The sequence below is a fragment of the Pseudomonas sp. RT4P38 genome, from assembly GCF_054897765.1.
In genome coordinates this window covers 5030978-5049476 of sequence record NZ_CM142703.1, presented here as the reverse complement: position 1 = coordinate 5049476, position 18499 = coordinate 5030978, and the positions used below count along the sequence as shown (strand labels likewise).

The window sequence follows — 18499 nt, the reverse complement described above, 5'->3', positions numbered from 1 at the left end:
GTCGCTAAAGGCCTCATCGCGAGCAAGCTCGCTCCCACAATGAACCTGTGTACGCAGGACAAATGTGGGAGCGAGCTTGCTCGCGATGAGGCCAGTGCAGACAACTACAAGGTTGACTGTGGAACGACTCCGGCACAGTCTGCCTGCTCCATTTTTTGCGAGAGGAGACAGTCAATGCCCTTCGTTACGGTTGATGGACAACCCCTTCACTACATTGATCAAGGCACTGGCCCTGCCGTTCTGCTGGCCGGCAGTTATCTGTGGGACCAGACCATGTGGGCGCCGCAGATTGCCGCGTTGGCGCAACACTACCGGGTAATTGCTCTGGATTTATGGGGCCACGGTGAATCCGGGCCGCTACCCCAAGGCACGAAATCGCTGGATGACATCGCACGTCAGGCACTGGCGGTGCTCGATCATCTGGACATCGACCGTGTCACGCTGGTCGGTCTCTCGGTCGGTGGCATGTGGGGTGTGCGTTTGGCGCTGTCGGCGCCGCAGCGGATCAACGGTCTGGTGTTGATGGACACCTACGTCGGTGTCGAACCCGAACCGACTCGCCAATACTATTTCTCGCTGTTCAAACAGATCGAAGACACCGGCGTGATTGCGCCGCAGTTGCTCGATATCGTTGTGCCGATCTTCTTCCGCCCGGGCATCGATCCACAGTCGGCGCTGTATCAGGATTTTCGCGCCAAACTGGCTGCATTGCCGCCTGAACGGCTGCGCGAGAGCATCGTGCCGATGGGGCGGATTACGTTTGGGCGGGATGATCTGTTGACGCGCCTGGGCGAGTTGAATCCTGAAACCACGCTGGTGCTGTGTGGCGATCAGGACAAACCGAGGCCGCCGTCGGAGACAAGGGAGATGGCCGAGTTGATCGGCTGCCCGTATGTATTGGTGCCAGAGGCGGGGCATATCTCCAATCTGGAGAATCCGGCATTCGTCACTGAGGTGCTGCTGAAGTTTCTGGCACAGAGAAATTAGTCGATTTACCGACGCCTTCGCGGGCAAGCCTCGCTCCTACGGATTTGAGTCGGTCACAACCATTGTGATCGACATAAATCCGTAGGAGCGAGGCTTGCCCGCGAAGAGGCCGATAAGGTCACTTCGGCCCGAGAATTTGCACCAACTTGTCCGGCGAAGGCGCGCCTTGCTGTTGTTGCAGCTCGCCCTTGTCGTCCATGTAGAAAATCGCCGGGGTGGCCTGCAGCTCCAGGTCTTCCATCAACTGCATGTTGGCCGCCAGCTTCGCCTGAATCGCCGGGGGCACGTTTTTCAGGGCTTTTAGCGAGCTGTTCTTGCCTGACTTCTCATGGTCTTCCAGCGCTTTCTGCGGATCCTTGGCGGCCAGCAGTGCAGCCGATTTGCCCGGGCTGTCTTCGCGGATGATGCCGACCATGATGTGCCGCAACTGCACCTTGCCCGCCTTGACCCATGGCCGCGCCTGTTCCCAGAACACGTTGCAATAAGGGCAGTTCGGATCGCTGAACAGGTACACGACCCGCGGTGCATCTTTCTTCCCGTCGCCGATCCAGTTGCTGGCCTCCATTTTGCCCCAGACTTCCTTGGCCATCGGTGCGTAAACCAGCTTCTGCAACGGCGCGCTGCTCAGGTCGTTGCCGTCGGCGTCGTACAGATTGCCGAGCAGCACGTGCTTGCCATCCGGGGTCAGGTACAGCGCTATGCCACGGTTCTGGTACTGCGCCGCATAACCGCGCAAGCCGTCGGGTGCGTCGAACTGGCCGACGATTTTTGCGCCCTTGGCTTCGATTTTTTTGATCGCTTCGGGCAATTCTTCGGCGGCCTGCACCGACGGTAGATGCAGCAGGGCAGCGCCCAGGGTCAACGTCAGCAGGTGGCGGAGGCGGGGCATGGCAGTTTCCTTGAAGAGGTGGCCGGTACGGCAGGATTCGGGGTGTCGAAGTTTTCCAGGGCGCGGGCCAGGCTGGCGTCCGACAGCTCACCCAGATGGCTGCCCAGCAGGCGACCGTCGGGGCTATAGAACAGCGTAGTCGGCAACGCCATGGAGCCGACGGCCTGGCCCAATCGGCCACTGCCGTCGAACAGCACGTTGGACAGGCTCAGGCCCTGGGTTTCCAGGTAAGTACTGACGCTTTGCATGCTTTCAGCCTGGTTGACGAACAGGAAGGTCAGGTCCGGGCGGTGTTGCTGGGCGTTTTCCAGCACCGGCATTTCCCGCCGACACGGCGGACACCAGGTGGCCCAGAGATTGATCACCAACGGACCGCCCTTGTAGTCGGCCAATTGCACGGTTTCACCGGCGGCATTGCGCAGGGCAATTTCCGGCAGGCGCGTGCCTTGTTCGTAAATCGTCAGGGAGAAAGTCGCCAGCAGCCAGAACGCCAGGCCACTGGCCACGCCAAAGCCCAAGGGGCGGCGCAAGCCCGGGCGACGCCAGCCTCGATACAACGCGGCGAGCAGCAGCACGATCACACCGGGCCAGGCGAGAAAGCCGCCGTCGCGCAGGTCGATGATCTGCCACGGATCGTTGCGGTACTGCGCCCAGTAGGCGATCACGAAGCTGATCCGGGCGGCCAGCATGCCCAGCAGGAACAGGCTGAACAGCACCGACTCCGGGTTCTCGCCGCCGCGCTTGGCCACTCGCCAGCCGACGAAGGTCGCCAGCGCCAGGGCACTGATCAGCAGCAGGTGATTAAGCGCGATGGCAAAAGTGCCGAGGGTAAAGGTCAGCATTAACGGGCGTCTCGGGTGGTGGACCAGCGTTGCAGGAATGTGTCGGCATCGACCTCACCGGTGATGCGCTGGCTGCGACGCTCGATGCCGTCGGCACCGATCCACAGCAAGCTCGGTGGCCCCGGCACCTTATAACGGCCGAGCAGTTCGCGGCTGGCGGCATTGTCAGCGGTGACGTCCAGGCGTAGCAAGCGCACATCTTTCAAGGCTTCCAGTACGTGGGGTTTGCCGAATACCTGTTTTTCCATGACCTTGCACGACACGCACCAGTCGGCATAGTAGTCCAGCAGCACCCACTGGCCTTGAGCCCGTGCCGCGTCGAGTTCTCGTTGCAGTTCGGCGGGGTCCTTGAGGGTGGTGAAAGCGTCGTGGCCGACAGGGTTTGCCGCACGGCTCGAGTTTGAAGTGCTGTAGACCTGCAACGGCTTGAACAGATCGTCACTGCCTCCGGCGGCACCCACCAGCAGCAGGCTGCCCCACAACCCCAGTAACAATGCGCTGGCCCCGAACACATGAGCAGTCCGTCCGAAACCGTCGGATTGGCGCCAGGCACTGTAGGCCGCGATCACCAGCAAGGCGCCGCACAAGCCGACCCACAGGGATTCATCCAGCACCGGGCGCAGCATCAGCAGGGCAGTGGCGAGGAACAGGAAGCCGAACACACCTTTGAGCAGGTTCATCCAGGCGCCGGGTTTGGGCAGGAAGCGATTGCCGACGGTAACCAACAACAGCAGCGGCACACCGATGCCGATGCCCATGGCGAACAGAATCAAACCGCCATGCAGCGCATTGCCGCTTTGCGCGATGTAGAGCAAGGCGCCCGCCAGTGGGGCGGTCATGCACGGGCCCACCAGCAAACCGGACAAGGCACCCAACACACCGGCGCCGAACAGGCTGCCGCCGTGCTGATTGCGCGAGACATGTTCCAGGCGATCACGCACAGCCACCGGCAGTTGCAACTCGAAGAAGCCGAACATCGGCAACGCCAGCAACACAAACACCGCTGCGAAACTGCCTAGTAACCAAGGGTTTTGCAACAACGCCTGCAGATTTGCCCCGAGCAGCGCGGCCAGCACGCCCATCGCCGCATACACCAGCGCCATGCTCACGACGTAGCTGGTCGCCAAGGCGAAACCGCGCTTGGGCGAGGCGCCACTGCCGACGATCAAACCGGCCAGAATCGGCAGCATCGGCAGCGAGCAAGGTGTGAAGGCCAGCAACAGCCCCAGACCAAAGAACACCAACAAGCTCCAGCCCAGCGCCCGCTGTTGCAGGTCGCTGGCCAGGGCTTCATCCGGCGCTTCGTTTGTCGCAGCGATAGCGGATTTGCCGCCCAGATCCACCACCTGAGTTTGTGGTGGATAACACAAACCGGCGTCGGCGCAGCCCTGGAAGCCCACTTTGATTTGACCCGTGGCACCAGCCGGGATCTTCAGTTCCAGGCCTTGGCGATAGACCTGCTGTTCGCCGAAGAACTCATCGCTGTGCGCTTCACCGTCAGGCAATACAGGCTTGTCTTCCGCGGGCAAGCCATCGAATTTCAGGCGTTGCTGGTAGAGGTAATAACCGTCGGCGATCTGCCAATAGAGCTGGGTTTCACCGGAATCAAGGCGTTCGGAGGTGAAGATGAACGCCTTGCCGACGGGTAGAAAGTCGGGTTTGGTCGCGAACGGATCAGTCCCTGCCTGGGCCAGACCCGAGATCAGGAGAACAAAGAATAGAAACAGTCGACGCATGGGTAAGCCTTGTCCCTGTGCAAGTGAGGTGCACAATGGGCGTCGTCGATTAACCGATGATTAACCGCGGTGGCCTTGTGGCATTGGCGCTTGCGGCATAATGTCCGCTTAATCGGCCACCGGCCTAATCAGCTTTTTTCTACGGGGCTCCCCATGCACGTACTGGTTTGCGAAGACGATGAGCTGATTGCCAGCGGAATTGTCGCTGGCCTCACCGCTCAGGGCCTGACGGTAGAGCACGTCGCTACCGCGTCGTCTGCCCGGGCGATGCTCAAAGTGGCGGAATTCGACGTGATGGTGCTCGATCTTGGCCTTCCCGATGAAGACGGCCTGAAGCTGTTACAGCAGTTGCGCCATCATGGTCTGGAGATTCCAGTGCTGATTCTGACGGCCCGGGACTCGGTCACCGACCGCGTCGATGGCTTGCAAGCCGGCGCAGACGATTACTTGCTCAAACCTTTCGACCTGCGCGAACTGGCGGCGCGCCTGCACACCCTGTTGCGGCGGGTGGCGGGGCGCAGCGTCAACCTGATCGAGCACGGCCGTTTGACTTACGACCCGAGCAGCCGCGAAACCATGCTGGGCGGCCAGCCGGTGGACCTTTCCCGTCGCGAGCAGTCGCTGCTGCAGGCTTTGCTGCATAACCGGGGTCGGGTGCTGTCCACCGAGCAACTCAAAGACAGCGTCTACGGTTTCAACGATGAACTGGAAAGCAACGCCCTCAACGTGCATATCCATCACCTGCGGCGCAAACTCGGCAATGGCATTGTCGAGACGGTGCGCGGCCTGGGCTATCGCCTGGGGCCGGCCGATGGCGGCGAGGAATTGAAAAAGTGATGAGCCTGCGTTTACGCCTGAGCCTGACACTCGGCGCCGCTTTTGCGCTGATCTGGGCCCTGGCTGCGGCCTGGATGCTCAGCGACCTGCGCAACCAAATGATGTTTTCCCTCGACCAGCGGCTGGTGGCGTCGGCACGCATGGTCGCCGGCTTGATGGAGCAAATGCCGGCGTTGCCGAGCAAGGGGGAGGGCACTCATTTCAGCGCTGAACAACTGAACATCCCCGGTGGCATGGCCTGTCAGGTCAGTTCGTTGCGTGGCGAAATCCTCGCCCGCAGTCATACCGATCCGCAACAAACCCTGGAAGCCGAGAAAATGGGCTTTCACGACCAGATGATCGATGGTGCACCGTGGCGCAGTTTTACTCTGGCCCGCGGCGATCTGCGCATCACCACCGCCGATCGGCAGATCGAGCGTGAGGCTCTGAACCTGTCGATCCTGCTGGCGGCCTCGGTGCCGGTGGGCGTGGCCTTGCTCGGTTGCCTGTGCCTGTTGTGGCTGGGGATTGGCCAGGGGCTGGCGCCACTCAACCGCATGCGCGATGCTTTGATGCGCCGCAGCGCCGATTCCCTGGAACCGCTGCAGATCCAGCCGCTGCCCAGCGAACTGCAACCGTTGCTGGACACCCAGAATCAGCTGTTCCAACGGATCGGCAAGACCATCGAACGGGAACGCCGTCTGACCGGTGACGCCGCCCACGAGTTGCGCAGCCCGCTGACGGCGATCAAGACCCACCTGCAAGTGGCGCGCATGACCGACGGCGCGGCCCGGGATCAATCCCTGGCCCGGGCCGAAGAGGGTGCCGATCGCTTGCACCGCACCCTTGAGCAATTGCTGCTACTGGCGCGGGTCGAGGGCAGTCTGTCGTTCGATGATGGTGTGCAATGCAGCGCCGAGCAGGTGGCGAAACTGGCGATTCAGGACGCCGCCAGCGGTGATCGTCAGCGGATCAAGTTTCAGGTGCCGCCGAAGATCTCTCACGCCCCGGTGCAAATGCCCGCCGTGCTGTCGATTGCCGCACTGCGCAACCTGCTGGACAACGCGCTGCGTCATACCCCGGGCGACGGCGCGGTGGAGCTGAGTCTGGTCACCACCGGCAACCGCGTGCAGTTTGTGGTTCGCGACCATGGGCCCGGCATTGCCGAAGACGATCTGCAACACCTGACCCAACGCTTCTGGCGCCACGGCCAGAGCACCGGCTGCGGTCTCGGTCTGGCGATTGTCCAGGCGATTGTCCAGCGCTGCGGCTGCACCCTGCATTTCGACAGCCGGCCGGATGGGCTGCGGGTTGAGTTGACGATGCCGTTGCAACCCATCTAACAACCACCACAACTCCCCTGTGGGAGCGAGCTTGCTCGCGATAGCGGCGGCACATTCAGTATTGATGTGACTGACAGACCGCCATCGCGAGCAAACTCGCTCCCACAGGGGGTCTATGTCGCACATCAAATGTAACTTCTCTCCATTAGTCACCGACTCCCCACAGCGCTATCGTCCCCGGCAGCTTTGACTCAATGGATTGAGGTAACAGCGCCATGGATGCACCCCTACACATTTGCAAGGCAACCCCCGCCGACGCCGGCATCATCAGCCGGATCGTCGAGCGCTCCATTCGCGTGGGTTGCGCGCTCGACCATCGCAACGATCCGCTAACCGTCGCCACCTGGACCCACAACAAAACCATCGAACACGTTCAGCCCTGGCTGACCGACGAGCGGTTGTACCTGAACATCGCCCTGTTGCAGGACAAACCGGTCGGCGTCGCGATGGCTGCGATCAGCGGCAAGGTCGCGTTTTGTTACGTGCAACCGGAATGGTTTCGTCGCGGCGCCGGGCAAGCGCTGGTGCACGACCTTGAAGGCTGGTTGACCGATCAGGGGTTGCGCCAGGCACGACTCAATAGCACCCGCACCAGTGAAGCGTTTTACCGTCATCTGGGTTACCAGCCTTGCGCTGAAACCTTCGCCGTAGCCGGGCTCCACGCCATTCCCATGCACAAAGCGCTGACACCACCTTCATAGAAAGCTGATCGAGGGTCTAAATCCTCGGCGCCCTGATGCGTTTCCAGAACAGGAAAACCTTATTGAGGGGTCGAGAGATGTCAGTCGCTACCAGCCTTATGGAAGATCAGTCGGCCCGGATCACTCCGGCGCCGGCCGAGACGCTTTATCAGTTCAACGAATCGCCGTTGCTGGCCCGTCAGAACCAGCAGGAATCGAATGCCCGCAGCTATCCGCGACGTATTCCCCTGGCTCTTAAACGTGCCAAAGGCATTTATGTTGAAGACGTCGAAGGCCGCAGCTTTATCGATTGCCTGGCCGGTGCCGGCACGCTCGCGCTGGGGCACAACCATTCGGTGGTGATCGAAGCGATCCAGCAAGTGTTGACCGATGAACTGCCCCTGCACACCCTCGACCTGACCACCCCGGTCAAGGATCAGTTCGTTCAGGACCTGTTCGGTTTGCTGCCGCCGACATTGGCCGCTGAAGCCAAGATCCAGTTCTGCGGCCCGACCGGCACCGACGCGGTGGAAGCCGCGCTGAAACTGGTGCGCACCGCCACCGGACGCAGCACCGTGCTGTCGTTCCAGGGCGGTTATCACGGCATGAGCCAGGGCGCGCTGAGCCTGATGGGCAGTCTGGGACCGAAAAAGCCCTTGGGCGCCTTGCTCAGCAGTGGCGTGCAGTTCATGCCGTATCCCTACGATTACCGCTGCCCGTTCGGGCTCGGCGGCGCGCAAGGTGTGCAGGTCAATCTGAATTACCTGGAAAACCTGCTGAACGATCCCGAGGCGGGTGTGCAATTGCCGGCGGCAGTGATCGTTGAAGCGGTGCAGGGCGAGGGCGGGGTGATCCCGGCCGATCTCGACTGGTTGCGCGGCCTGCGGCGGATTACCGAAAAGGCCGGCGTGGCCCTGATCGTCGATGAAATCCAGAGCGGATTTGCCCGCACCGGCAAGATGTTCGCCTTCGAACACGCTGGGATCATTCCCGACGTGGTGGTCATGTCCAAAGCCATCGGTGGCAGTTTGCCGCTAGCCGTGGTGGTCTATCGTGACTGGCTCGACACCTGGCTGCCGGGCGCCCATGCCGGGACCTTCCGCGGCAATCAGATGGCCATGGCCGCAGGCTCTGCGGTGATGCGTTACCTGACCGAACACAAGGTCTGCGAGCACGCCGCTGCCATGGGCGAACGCTTGAGCGAACACCTGCGCATCCTGCAACGGGACTTCCCGCAACTGGGTGACATTCGGGGGCGCGGCTTGATGCTTGGCGTTGAACTGGTCGATCCGACGGGTGCGCCGGATGCGTTGGGTCATCCGCCGATTTTCGGTCGTCTGGCGCCACTGGTGCAGCGTGAATGCCTCAAGCGCGGTTTGATCCTTGAATTGGGTGGCCGTCATGGCGGCGTGGTGCGGTTCCTGCCGCCGCTGGTGATCACTGCCGCGGAAATCGATCGGGTGGCCGAGATTTTCGGCAGGGCCATGGCTGCTGCCACCGCCAGCCTCTAAATTTTTCAGCCTCTGGCACGTTCCTTCTACATAACGGCTGCGCACGCAGTGCAGCCCACCCTACAGCGATGGAGAAACACCATGACTTCAGTATTCGACCGCGAGGACATCCTCTTTCAGGTCGTGGTCAACCACGAAGAGCAATACTCGATCTGGCCCGACTACAAAGCCGTGCCTGCAGGCTGGCGCACCGTGGGCAAGAGCGGCCTGAAAAAGGACTGCCTGGCCTACATCGAAGAGACCTGGACTGACATGCGTCCTCTGAGCCTGCGTCAGAAAATGGAAGAACAGGCGGCCGTGGCTCACTAAGTCACCGCGCAAAAAGAAGCCCGCTGAACCGGTAAGGTCAGCGGGCTTTTTTTGATCTGGAGTTTGTGTTGTCTGTCAGGCCGTCTTCGCGGGCAAGCCCGCTCCCACAGGTTCATGGTGCCCTTGTGAACAATGCAAAACCTGTGGGAGCGAGCTTGCTCGCGATGAACGATGATGCGGTCCAGCTGACTTTACGCCCCACTCAATCCCTTGATCAGCAAATCCACATTCCCTTCCAGCTCGGCCACCGGATCCGCCGCATCCACACTCAACATCACCAACCGACTACCCGCCTCGGCAATCACCGCTTTCAACGCATCCGACGGCTGTCGATGATGCAACACCACCGCCACGTCATTGTCCTTGAGCGTCGCGCCCAATTGCTTGAGCGCTTCAGGTGTCCACTCGGCATCCGGCCGTGCATCGAGGCCGATCAGCTCCAGGTTGAGTCCGCCAATCAGATAGCCAAAGTGGTCACTCAGGCTCATCACGCTGAGGTTGTCGGCACTGGCAAGCCGCGCTTCGCTGTCGGCGCTGAACTTGAGCAAGCGCTGTTTCAGCGCCGCCAGGTTGGCCTCGATTGTCGGCTTGGCCTCGGGCGCCAGACGCACCAGGTCCACCGCCATCACGTCCGCCATCCGCCCCATGTTGTTACTGGAAAACCACGGCTGACTGTTCAACCCATCGACCTTGTTGCCAGGTTGCACGGCGATGCCGGGCAGGGCGCCATCCACCGGGCGCGCGGCATCGACCTCAACGATACGGATGTTGCTACGCCGCGAGATCGGGTACAGCGGGTCATCCGCCCACAGCGAGCGCAGGCCGATCACCGCATCGGCATCGGCCGCCAGTTTGGCCAGCGCCGGAGCGCCACGACCTGTGAAGTACGCGGTCTGACGGCTGCCGGGCAGGTTGGCCGGCGCGGCACGTTCAAGGTTGACGTCGGTGCCTTTGAGCAAGACTTCGCCCAGACCGTAAGTGATCGGTAAGGATGCCAATACACGCAGCGGTTTGGCGCTGTCGGCCGCGAACAGTGGGGTATTGACCAGCCCACACAGGGCGACGGCCAGGGTCAGTTGACGCAGAGAAAAAGACATTTATCCGAGATTCCCTTTCAGACTTGGGACAACGCCACGAGCAATCGCGGCCAGAGCAAAAGCGATACCGGCCACCAGAATAATCGCGGCGCCGGACGGGATAGGCAGGTCGAACACAATCGGCGCGAGGATCCCGCACAGCGTGCTGACCGTGGCGATCAGCACCGAGCACCAGAAGAAACCCTTGAGCGACTGGCTGAGCAAACGCGCCGCTGCCGCTGGAATCACCAACAGGGCGCCGACCAGAATCGCGCCGATGACTTTCACCGCCGCCACGGTGATCAACGTCACCAGAATCACGAACAGGTAATCCAGGGTCTTCACCGCCACACCACGGACCGCCGCCAGTTGCGGGTTGAAACTGGCCAGCATGATGCGGTTGTACAGCGGCAAGGCCAGCGCCATGACCAGCGAACCGACGATGGCCAACACCAGCAGGTCATTGCCGTTGACGGTCAGCACCGAACCGAACAACACGTTTTCGAGGATGTGCACGTTGATCTTGCCCGCCAGAATCAGCAGCAGACTGGCACCCAGCGCCAACGACACGGAAAGGAACACGCCGATCAAGGTATCCGGCGCCAGACCCGTGCGGTTGCGCAGGTAGTTCAGCAAGATGCCGAACAACAAGCAGTAGCCGAACAAGCTGCCATAAGGCCCGGTGTACGGTTCGCCCAGCAGAATGCCGATGGCCACGCCGGTCAGCGCCGCGTGGCCCACCGCTTCAGAGAAAAATGCGAAACGCTTGACCACCACCAACGTGCCCAAACCGCCCAGCACCGGGCCGATCAGTAAGCCGGCGAGCAACGCGTTGACCACAAATCCGTAGGCCAGCGCCTCGGGCAGGTAACCGGACGAGGCCCAGCCCTGAACCATCAAACGAAAGGCTTCGTAACTCATCAGGCAGCGCTCCGTGGATGGGTCGAGAACAGGGTCAGCAGGCGTTCCGGGGTCAGCGCCTGTTTCGGCGTGGCATCGAACAGCACCCGGCGATTAAGCCCGGTGACGCGATCCGCCAGACGTCCTACGGCTTCCAGATCATGCTCGATCCACAGCACGGTGATCCCACTCTGGCGCCAGTCGCCGAGCAGCCGTTCGAACACCTGAATACCGGCCTCATCGAGCGCCGACATTGGTTCATCGAGCACCAGCAACTGCGGCGCCGGAATCAGACCCTGAGCCAGCAATACTCGTTGCCGTTCACCGCCGGACAACGCACCCATGCGCCGCTTGCGTTTGTCCTGCATGCCGACCCGTTCCAGGGCTTCGCCAATAGCGGCTGCGTAGTGTTTGCTCAAGCCGAGGAACGCCGGACGGCGCTGACACATGGCCGCCATGAAATCATCGACGGTCATCGGCAAACCCCGATCGAATTCCAAGGCTTGAGGCACGTAGCCGATGGTTCCCGGTGTGCCGGGCCATTGCAGACTCAGACTGCCCTGATGGGGCATCTGCCCGAGCAGAGTCTTGATCAGTGAACTTTTGCCGCCACCGTTGGGGCCGACCAGCGCATGCACGCTGCCGGGCTGGACCTGAAAAGTGACGTTGTCGAGGATCGTCGTTCGCCCGAGGGTCAAACTGACCTCCGCAAAATCCAGCGTCGGCCCCGTAACCTGTGGGAGCGAGCTTGCTCGCGATTGCGGTGTGTCATTTTGCGACGATGTTGACTGGCCGGACGCTTTCGCGAGCAAGCTCGCTCCCACAGGGGATTCGGGGTTGGTCGAACTGATGGTTTCTTTCGCGGTCATTGGCCGGACTCCTGAATCGCCCGGACCACGGTGTTGAGGTTGCCGGTCATTTCCTTTTCGTATTTGTCGGCGGTGTATTCGCCATAGGAAATGTGCGACAGCGGGTACAGCTTCACCCCGGATTCACGCTGGATGGTGTCGACGTAGGTGGACGGGAAATCCATCTCGGAGAAGATTACCTTCACGTCCAGTTCCCGCAATTGATCGATGGTTTTTTTCAGCTGGCTCGGGCTCGGTTCGATGCCGTGGGCCGGTTCGACCACAGCAGTCACTTCCAGGCCGAACTCGCGCAGCAGATAGTCGTACGCCGCGTGGACAGTGGCCACTCGCAGTTCCGCGTTCGGCGCCTGGGTCAGTTTCGCCAGGGCATCGGCGCGCATCTGCCGCAGGCGTTTGCCATAGGCGCGGGCGTTCTGGGTGTAGGTCTTGGCGTTGGCCGGGTCGAGCTTGCCCAGTTCCCGGGCAATGTTGTTGACCTGGGCAATCGAGGCGCTGATCGACAGGAACGTGTGCGGGTTTACGACCTTGCCGGCGCCACGAGCGGCGACGCCGGTGGCGGCCAGCAACGGTACGTTTTCGTTGGCTTCGATCACGGGAATGTTCGGGGTTTCACTGGCGGCGATCATGCGGTCGGCGAAGTCGTCATGGCCAACGCCGTTGAGCACGATCACGTCCAGCCCGCTGATGCGCTTGATGTCCTCGGCGCGGGGCTCGTAGGCGTGCGGGTTGAAACCGGCCGGAATCAGCGGCACCACCTCGGCCTTGTCACCGACGATGTTGGCCACGTAGCTGTAATAAGGGTGCAGGGTGATGCCGATGCGCAGGCGCTTGGCCTCGTCAGCATGGGCCATGGGTGTCAGAAGACAGGCGCACAGGCCAATCAGCAGCAGGCGCAAGAATGGACGGCGTTGAGATGAGCTAGGCATGGGAAAGCGGTCTTCTCTCGGGTGAAGGCGATGGGTCAGTGCCGGTGCTGGCGGGTCACGCCGGCATCGAATTGCGCGACGATCTGCTGCCAGCCGGCGCTTTCAAGCGTGGCGTCAGACAGGTCGGTTGGGGCCGCGAGGGCGTTGCCGCGGTTGAGCCAGACGTCCGGCGCATCGTCGTCAGCGGTCAGTCGCATCAGAAACGAACCGGCCACGGTGGGCGTCTGGCTCTGGCCGAAGTAAGCCTTGGCGTCGAGCAATTGCCAGGCATGAGCGCCGCGGCTGACGGAACTGGCGTCCTGGGCGAACGGCGCAAAACCTTCATCGGCAAGGGCTGCGGGGGCGGGGAGCGCCTGTTGCTCCTGACGCAGCAGGTGAATTTCGTCGAGCGTCACCCGCAGGTCGGCGTAGATGCCTTGCTCGGACGCGCTCAAGTCACGGCGGGCATCCAGTTGGTGGCTGCCAACGCTGCTGACTTCCTGAGACTCACCGCGCCAGGCGACCACCGAGCCGGCAACCACGAGGATCATCAGGCAGAACAGCAACACATAGAGAGTTTCATGGCCGGCACCGGCCGGGCGAACGACTTGTGTGGTTGGCGTACTCATGGGGCTTCGATGTCCGCTTGGTCGATCTCGACAACGTGGCCGGGGCCGGCATCGAACAGCACGTAGAACTCGGCGCCGGGCTTCTTGAAAGTCAGGGTGGAATCGGCACCGAGCTTGCCGGGCACCAGGATGGTTTCGTCGTAGCCGATCACATCCAGGGTCACCCCCGGCGCGCCGCTGCCGTCGGAGAAACCGCCGGTGCATTTGATCTGCTCGGCATCGATGGCTTTGCATTCGCACATCGGGTTGTGGGCCAGGGCGCTGGCGCTGAAACCGTTGCAGAGCACCAGCAGTGCGGCGCCTAGAGGACGTATAACGTTGATCATGGTTTGCCTCCTTGTTGGTTCAGCCAGGCGAGGGTGGCCGGGGATGCCTGGCTCAGGGGGATCGACGCTTGATGCATCGCGCCATCCCAGCCTTCCATGGTGATCCACAACTCGGCGTCGGCTTTGGTCTTCTCGGGGATTGGCAGCATCGCGCCCATACGGTATGGCGTGCCGAAGAAAATCACCCCGGCAGCGCGCAGGCTGCGCGGTTTGCCAATGCGCAGGTAAGTCGCCTTGACCTGATCGCGGCAGCTGTCGCACAGCGCCGCGTTGAAGCTCTTCATGTAGCCGGCCGGACCATCGAGGGTCGGTGCTTCGTTTCGCAGCTCGGCCAGACGCAGGCTCCAGGGACCCACCCGAACCTCTCCGATCTCCCGCTCGCCCAGGCCGGTGTCACCGCGAAACAGCGCCGCGTCGGCGAAGTACTTGGGCATGAAACCCAGCGGCACCAGCAACAGCAGAACGTTGATGTGGAAGCGCCATTTGTGCCAGAAACGGCTCAGTTTCGAGCCCGGTTTATCAGCGGCGAACAGACTCATTGGCTGACCTCCGTGGTTTCACGGCTGTTGACCGGAGCGGCCTGACTGCGCGGGCGTTTATGGCTGCGCTTGAGGGCGTTGGCCGTGGCCAGGGCGGTGCGTTTGGTCCAGATCAACAGGCCGCTGAGGACCATCATGCTGAGGATCAGGCCGAAGAAGAACCAGATCAGCTTGATCCAGATGCCGCCGAAATCGCCGGTGTGCAGCGGACGCATGGATTCGGTCACCAGCTCCAGGCCGGAACGGTCCGACAACAGGCGAGTGGCGGCGATGTCGCCGGTATACGGGTTGATGTCGGCCGTCTGGAACATCAGCGGATACCAACTGCGTCCGCCGACCGAAAGGTAGCTGTAGGCGTTGGCGGGCAGACTGACGAAACTGTCGTCCAGGCCGGAAATACGTTCCTTGGCTTGGCGAATGGCCGTCTCCAGACTGATCATCGGCGCGGGCGAACCGTCGGCAGTCAGCGGGACACTTTCACGCGGAACCACGGCAGCCACCGGTGCGGTGCTGATGGAAATCTGGTTATCGAACATGAACGCCTGAATCAGGAACCAGGTGCTGGTGACGGAAATTACCGCGATGAACCAGATCGACCAGATGCCGCTGAGGCGATGAAAGTCGCCCCAGAAAATCCGCGCGCCGTGACGAATGCGCAAAGTCGGTCGGAAGAAACCTTTCCAGAAGCGCTTGTAGACCACCAGCCCGGTGACCAACGACGCCAGCAATGGCAGGCTGAGAAACGACACCAGGTACCAGCCCCAGCTGTAGCCATTGGTAAACGGCACCAGCCACCAGCCATGCAGCGCGCGGGTAAACGCCTTGAAATTGAACTGCGGGGCAGTGCCCTGAATGACGCCGCTGTAGGGATTGACGTAAACCGTCACGGAGCGACCATCGGGATAGCTGACGTCTACGTCGAGGGCGAAGTGCGATTCATCGGGCCGACTGATGGCCTCGACCAGGGTGTTGGGCTCAGCCTTCTTGATGGCGGCGATGATCTGGTCATAGCTGAGCAGCGGCGCATCGTCCGAGGGTTGGCTGGCGCGCATTTGCGGGTTGGCCAGCCAGACGACTTCCTGACTGACCACCGCCAGCGTGCCGGTCACGCAGACGATCAGCACGAAAAACCAGATTGGCAGCGCCAGCCAGCTATGGACCAGAAACCAGAGTTTTGAACGGGATTTCTTCGACATGAGTAAAGGTCTTGTTTCGATGAGTGGGCCGCCGCTAAGGGCTTCCCAGCGATGAGGTCCATGAAAGGCCAGGCCGTGGCTTTTGCCTACGCGGGCCGACTGCATCTAAATAAGACGGATGAGCATTGGAAATCCCGAACGGGGATGTGAAAGAAAATGTTTCGTGTTCCTTTGTGCACATAACCCTGTGGGAGCGGGCTTGCTCGCGAAAGCGGTCTGTCAGTCACATCACTGCTGGATGTGCCTAAGCCTTCGCGAGCAAGCCCGCTCCCACAGGTTTTTTATTCACTAGAGGTCGCGGTGTTGTGTCGATCCAACACGCCACAAATGTGGTGGTTAACCTTGGCTGAACATCTCCTTCGCCCGCTGCTCAATCTGCTCCTGAGTCAGATCTTCCTTGCGCGTGGCCAGAAACCACAGATGCCCATAGGGATCCTTCAAAGTCCCCGAGCGGTCGCCATAAAACTGATCCTTGACCTCGGAAACCACCGTACCGCCGGCGGCAATCGCCTGTTTATAAGACGTGTCCACATCGTTCACATACAGATGCAGCCCCACGGACGGCGACGTGTCCGGATTGCTCAACGGGCCCTGGTCGCAAGGCGTGCCGAGCATGATCGGGCAATCGCCGATGCGCAGTTCGGCATGCCCGATGCCGCCATCGGGCATGGACAGGCGCATGACTTCGGTGGCACCAAAGGCTTTCTTGTAGAACTCGATGGCTTCGGCCGCTTTTTGAATGCCCAGATACGGGGTGATGCTGTGATAACCCTCTGGTATGGGTTTGACGCTCATGATGGTTCTCCCTGTTCTCATGTCGTGAGTGAAAGGTGTTCCTTCGCCGATTTCCGGTCGAGTAACTATAGGTCAGCACTTTTCGGTCGACCGAATCCCCGACGAGCAGCAGCCACTGTCCAGTTATCATTAAAGGAGCTGCGCCCCGGGCCCACGCTCCCCCAACACATCGCCAAAATTGCGCAACGGGCATGCTTCCATCGACAGACACCCACAGCCAATGCAGCCATTGAGCTTGTCCCGCAGCAAGGTCAGCTGATTGATCCGCTCATCCAGATCCCGACTCCATTGCGCCGACAACACTTTCCAGTCCGCTGCCGTCGGCGCCCGATTGTCTGGCAGCGATTTCAATGCCTCGCCAATCTCCGCCAACGGAATACCCAATCGCTGAGCCACTTTGATCAACGCCACCCGCCGCAACACTTCCCGTGGATAACGCCGCTGGTTGCCTTGGTTGCGATTGCTTTTGATCAAGCCCTTGGACTCGTAAAAGTGCAGCGCCGTGACCGCGACGCCGCTGCGCGCAGCCAATTGGCCGACGGTGAGTTCCTTATGCAGATTTTCCGAGGTGATCATTTAAAAAATGCCTCTTGACCTCTAGTTAACTCAAGGTTTTACCCTGCAGGCCTTCGGATCGCAAGATCCGGCTTACACGTAAGTGGGGACTATTCATGCAACCGCTAGAGAAAAATCGCAGTTTCACCCAACTGATCGAATTCGAGATCGAACCCCATCAACAGCCCGCGCTGGTGTCGGCGCTGTCGAAGCAGACCGAGCGTCTGGCTCAGGACTTCATAGGGTTTCTGAGCGCCAGCATCCAGGCCAGCGACGATGGCCGGCGAGTGCTCAACTACCTGCAATGGCAAACACGCGAGGCGGGAGAAGCCGCGTTTCAAAGCTTTGAAAGCGGCGAGCATGATTTTTGGCAGCTGATCCGCGCCCATCAGGCGAAAACCGTGACCTTCGGCTCGTTCCAGGTGCTGCACAGCCTGGAACGCAGCCACGACAATGCACTGCACTGCAATCTGGTGGGTTAGATCGACAACTGCATGACACGCTCGCCCTGGCGGTTTTCCGTGGGGCGGCGCTTGTTCACCGTCAGCTCGCCGATCTTGATAAGTCGCGTGCGCGTTACGTTGCGGCTCAATCCCAGCAACGTAGCGGTGTGCACCTGGTTGTAATGGCTGAAACGATAGGCCGCTCGCAGCAAAGCGTCTTCGACTTTTTCGTGCAGCGCCCCGGCCTGTTCTTCGAAGAGCTTTTGAAAGGCTCGATCAAGCAGGGCTTCCGGTGAGTCATCGACGTTGCTGTGGTAATCGTCCTGACGCTCGATGCGTATGTTCGACAGGCGCAAGTCGTCGCGTTCGATTGCACCGTTTCGGCAGATCAGCAGGGTGTGGTGAATGACGTTTTCCAGTTCGCGGATGTTGCCCGGCCAGCTGTAGCTGCGCAGTTTCAGTTCGGCTTCTTTGCTGAGGGTGATGGTGCCGTAACCGAGGCGCTGGCTGTAGGCGTCGACGAAGTGTCGGGTCAGCGGCAGGATGTCGCCGGGGCGGTCGCGCAAAGGGCTCAATTCCAGGCTGACCACGTCGAGGCGATAGTACAAGTCCTCACGGAAATGCCCGGCGTTGATGGCTTTCTCCAATTGCACGTTGGTCGCTGCCAGCACGCGCACATTGATAGGAATGCTCTTGCGCGAACCCAGTCGCACCACTTCGCGCTCCTGCAACACCCGCAACAACTTGACCTGAATCGCCATCGGCAAATCGCCGATCTCATCGAGGAACAACGTGCCGCCGTCGGCCTCTTCGAACCAGCCGGCCTTGGCGCTCAGCGCACCGGTAAAGGCGCCCTTTTCATGGCCGAACAACTCGGCCTCCACCAGGGATTCAGAGAACGCGCCGCAGTTCACCGCCACAAATGGCCGGTTGCGCCGGGCGCTGAGGTTGTGGATATGCCGCGCCACCAGCTCCTTGCCGGTGCCGGTTTCACCGATGATCAGCACGCTGGCTTCACTCGGTGCTACTTGTCGAATGTGTGCGAGCAAGGCTTGGGATTTAGGGTCTTCGAACACCTGCGCCGTGGCGCGGATCGAGGTGGCCAGGGCGGGTGAGGGCGGTGAGGTCAGCAGTTGCATGGGCAGGCTCCATG

21 protein-coding genes are annotated in these 18499 nt (G+C 61.1%); 7 read left to right on the top strand and 14 right to left on the bottom strand.

The genetic code is table 11. The features are described from left to right. Positions 1-174: 174 nt before the first annotated feature. Positions 175-987 (top strand): alpha/beta fold hydrolase, encoded by an 813-nt coding sequence (locus tag ACYZT7_RS23395; RefSeq protein ID WP_462038407.1) that lies wholly within the window; start codon positions 175-177, stop codon positions 985-987. 118 nt (positions 988-1105) lie between these two features. Here the strand turns inward: ACYZT7_RS23395 and dsbG are convergent, their stop codons facing one another. Genes dsbG through dsbD form a run of 3 tightly spaced genes read right to left on the bottom strand, consistent with a single transcriptional unit; the run spans position 1106 to position 4454 of the window. Further along, a complete protein-coding gene (gene dsbG / locus ACYZT7_RS23390) occupies positions 1106-1876 on the bottom strand; it encodes a thiol:disulfide interchange protein DsbG (protein ID WP_462038406.1) in 771 nt (256 codons plus the stop codon). Next, the gene (locus ACYZT7_RS23385; protein ID WP_462038405.1) at positions 1852-2718 is read right to left on the bottom strand and encodes a TlpA family protein disulfide reductase; all 867 of its coding nucleotides are present in this window, start codon (positions 2716-2718) and stop codon (positions 1852-1854) included. Before ACYZT7_RS23385 ends, dsbG begins: the two co-directional genes overlap by 25 nt. Then, positions 2718-4454, bottom strand: coding sequence for a protein-disulfide reductase DsbD (gene dsbD / locus ACYZT7_RS23380; protein WP_462038404.1), 1737 nt, complete (start codon positions 4452-4454; stop codon positions 2718-2720). Before dsbD ends, ACYZT7_RS23385 begins: the two co-directional genes overlap by 1 nt. Positions 4455-4607: 153 nt before the next feature. On the opposite strand from dsbD, the gene ACYZT7_RS23375 reads away from it, so the two are divergent. From ACYZT7_RS23375 to ACYZT7_RS23355, 5 genes are all read left to right on the top strand, one after another. Next, positions 4608-5291, top strand: coding sequence for a response regulator (locus ACYZT7_RS23375; RefSeq protein WP_449644167.1), 684 nt, complete (start codon positions 4608-4610; stop codon positions 5289-5291). Continuing rightward, positions 5288-6613: an ATP-binding protein gene (locus tag ACYZT7_RS23370; RefSeq protein ID WP_461978225.1), complete on the top strand. Its 1326-nt coding sequence runs from the start codon at positions 5288-5290 to the stop codon at positions 6611-6613. The genes ACYZT7_RS23375 and ACYZT7_RS23370 overlap by 4 nt, the downstream gene beginning before the upstream one ends. 215 nt (positions 6614-6828) lie before the next feature. Further along, positions 6829-7314: a GNAT family N-acetyltransferase gene (locus ACYZT7_RS23365; protein WP_462038403.1), complete on the top strand. Its 486-nt coding sequence runs from the start codon at positions 6829-6831 to the stop codon at positions 7312-7314. A 77-nt stretch (positions 7315-7391) separates the two neighbouring features. Beyond that, on the top strand, positions 7392-8804 hold the full coding sequence (locus ACYZT7_RS23360) for a diaminobutyrate--2-oxoglutarate transaminase (RefSeq protein ID WP_462038402.1): 1413 nt from the start codon (positions 7392-7394) through the stop codon (positions 8802-8804). 81 nt (positions 8805-8885) lie between these two features. Next, positions 8886-9113: an MbtH family protein gene (locus ACYZT7_RS23355; protein WP_461969733.1), complete on the top strand. Its 228-nt coding sequence runs from the start codon at positions 8886-8888 to the stop codon at positions 9111-9113. 191 nt (positions 9114-9304) lie between these two features. Here the strand turns inward: ACYZT7_RS23355 and ACYZT7_RS23350 are convergent, their stop codons facing one another. The 10 genes from ACYZT7_RS23350 to soxR all read right to left on the bottom strand — a co-directional run bounded on the left by ACYZT7_RS23350 (position 9305) and on the right by soxR (position 16924). Next, a complete protein-coding gene (locus ACYZT7_RS23350) occupies positions 9305-10210 on the bottom strand; it encodes a metal ABC transporter substrate-binding protein (protein WP_462038401.1) in 906 nt (301 codons plus the stop codon). Continuing rightward, a complete protein-coding gene (locus tag ACYZT7_RS23345; RefSeq protein WP_003226663.1) occupies positions 10211-11110 on the bottom strand; it encodes a metal ABC transporter permease in 900 nt (299 codons plus the stop codon). It lies immediately after the preceding gene. After that, complete coding sequence (locus ACYZT7_RS23340) at positions 11110-11958, bottom strand: metal ABC transporter ATP-binding protein (protein WP_462038400.1); 849 nt, start codon at positions 11956-11958, stop codon at positions 11110-11112. Before ACYZT7_RS23340 ends, ACYZT7_RS23345 begins: the two co-directional genes overlap by 1 nt. After that, positions 11955-12884, bottom strand: a complete 930-nt coding sequence (locus ACYZT7_RS23335; RefSeq protein WP_462038399.1) for a metal ABC transporter substrate-binding protein — start codon at positions 12882-12884, stop codon at positions 11955-11957. The genes ACYZT7_RS23340 and ACYZT7_RS23335 overlap by 4 nt, the downstream gene beginning before the upstream one ends. A 35-nt stretch (positions 12885-12919) precedes the next feature. Beyond that, positions 12920-13492, bottom strand: a complete 573-nt coding sequence (locus tag ACYZT7_RS23330; RefSeq protein ID WP_462038398.1) for a DUF6162 family protein — start codon at positions 13490-13492, stop codon at positions 12920-12922. Further along, on the bottom strand, positions 13489-13818 hold the full coding sequence (locus tag ACYZT7_RS23325) for a hypothetical protein (RefSeq protein ID WP_462038397.1): 330 nt from the start codon (positions 13816-13818) through the stop codon (positions 13489-13491). Before ACYZT7_RS23325 ends, ACYZT7_RS23330 begins: the two co-directional genes overlap by 4 nt. Next, positions 13815-14357 (bottom strand): thiamine pyrophosphate-binding protein, encoded by a 543-nt coding sequence (locus tag ACYZT7_RS23320; RefSeq protein ID WP_462038396.1) that lies wholly within the window; start codon positions 14355-14357, stop codon positions 13815-13817. Before ACYZT7_RS23320 ends, ACYZT7_RS23325 begins: the two co-directional genes overlap by 4 nt. Continuing rightward, positions 14354-15553 (bottom strand): PepSY-associated TM helix domain-containing protein, encoded by a 1200-nt coding sequence (locus ACYZT7_RS23315; protein ID WP_462038395.1) that lies wholly within the window; start codon positions 15551-15553, stop codon positions 14354-14356. The genes ACYZT7_RS23320 and ACYZT7_RS23315 overlap by 4 nt, the downstream gene beginning before the upstream one ends. Before the next feature lie 336 nt (positions 15554-15889). Beyond that, positions 15890-16348 (bottom strand): VOC family protein, encoded by a 459-nt coding sequence (locus ACYZT7_RS23310; RefSeq protein WP_449644178.1) that lies wholly within the window; start codon positions 16346-16348, stop codon positions 15890-15892. A 129-nt stretch (positions 16349-16477) separates the two neighbouring features. Then, a complete protein-coding gene (soxR, locus tag ACYZT7_RS23305) occupies positions 16478-16924 on the bottom strand; it encodes a redox-sensitive transcriptional activator SoxR (protein ID WP_462038394.1) in 447 nt (148 codons plus the stop codon). A gap of 95 nt (positions 16925-17019) precedes the next feature. On the opposite strand from soxR, the gene ACYZT7_RS23300 reads away from it, so the two are divergent. Next, positions 17020-17385, top strand: coding sequence for an antibiotic biosynthesis monooxygenase (locus ACYZT7_RS23300; RefSeq protein WP_462038393.1), 366 nt, complete (start codon positions 17020-17022; stop codon positions 17383-17385). Here ACYZT7_RS23300 and ACYZT7_RS23295 read toward each other — a convergent pair. Beyond that, a complete protein-coding gene (locus ACYZT7_RS23295) occupies positions 17382-18485 on the bottom strand; it encodes a sigma-54 interaction domain-containing protein (RefSeq protein ID WP_462038392.1) in 1104 nt (367 codons plus the stop codon). The two genes, ACYZT7_RS23300 and ACYZT7_RS23295, sit on opposite strands and share 4 nt — an antisense overlap. Positions 18486-18499 lie beyond the last annotated feature (14 nt).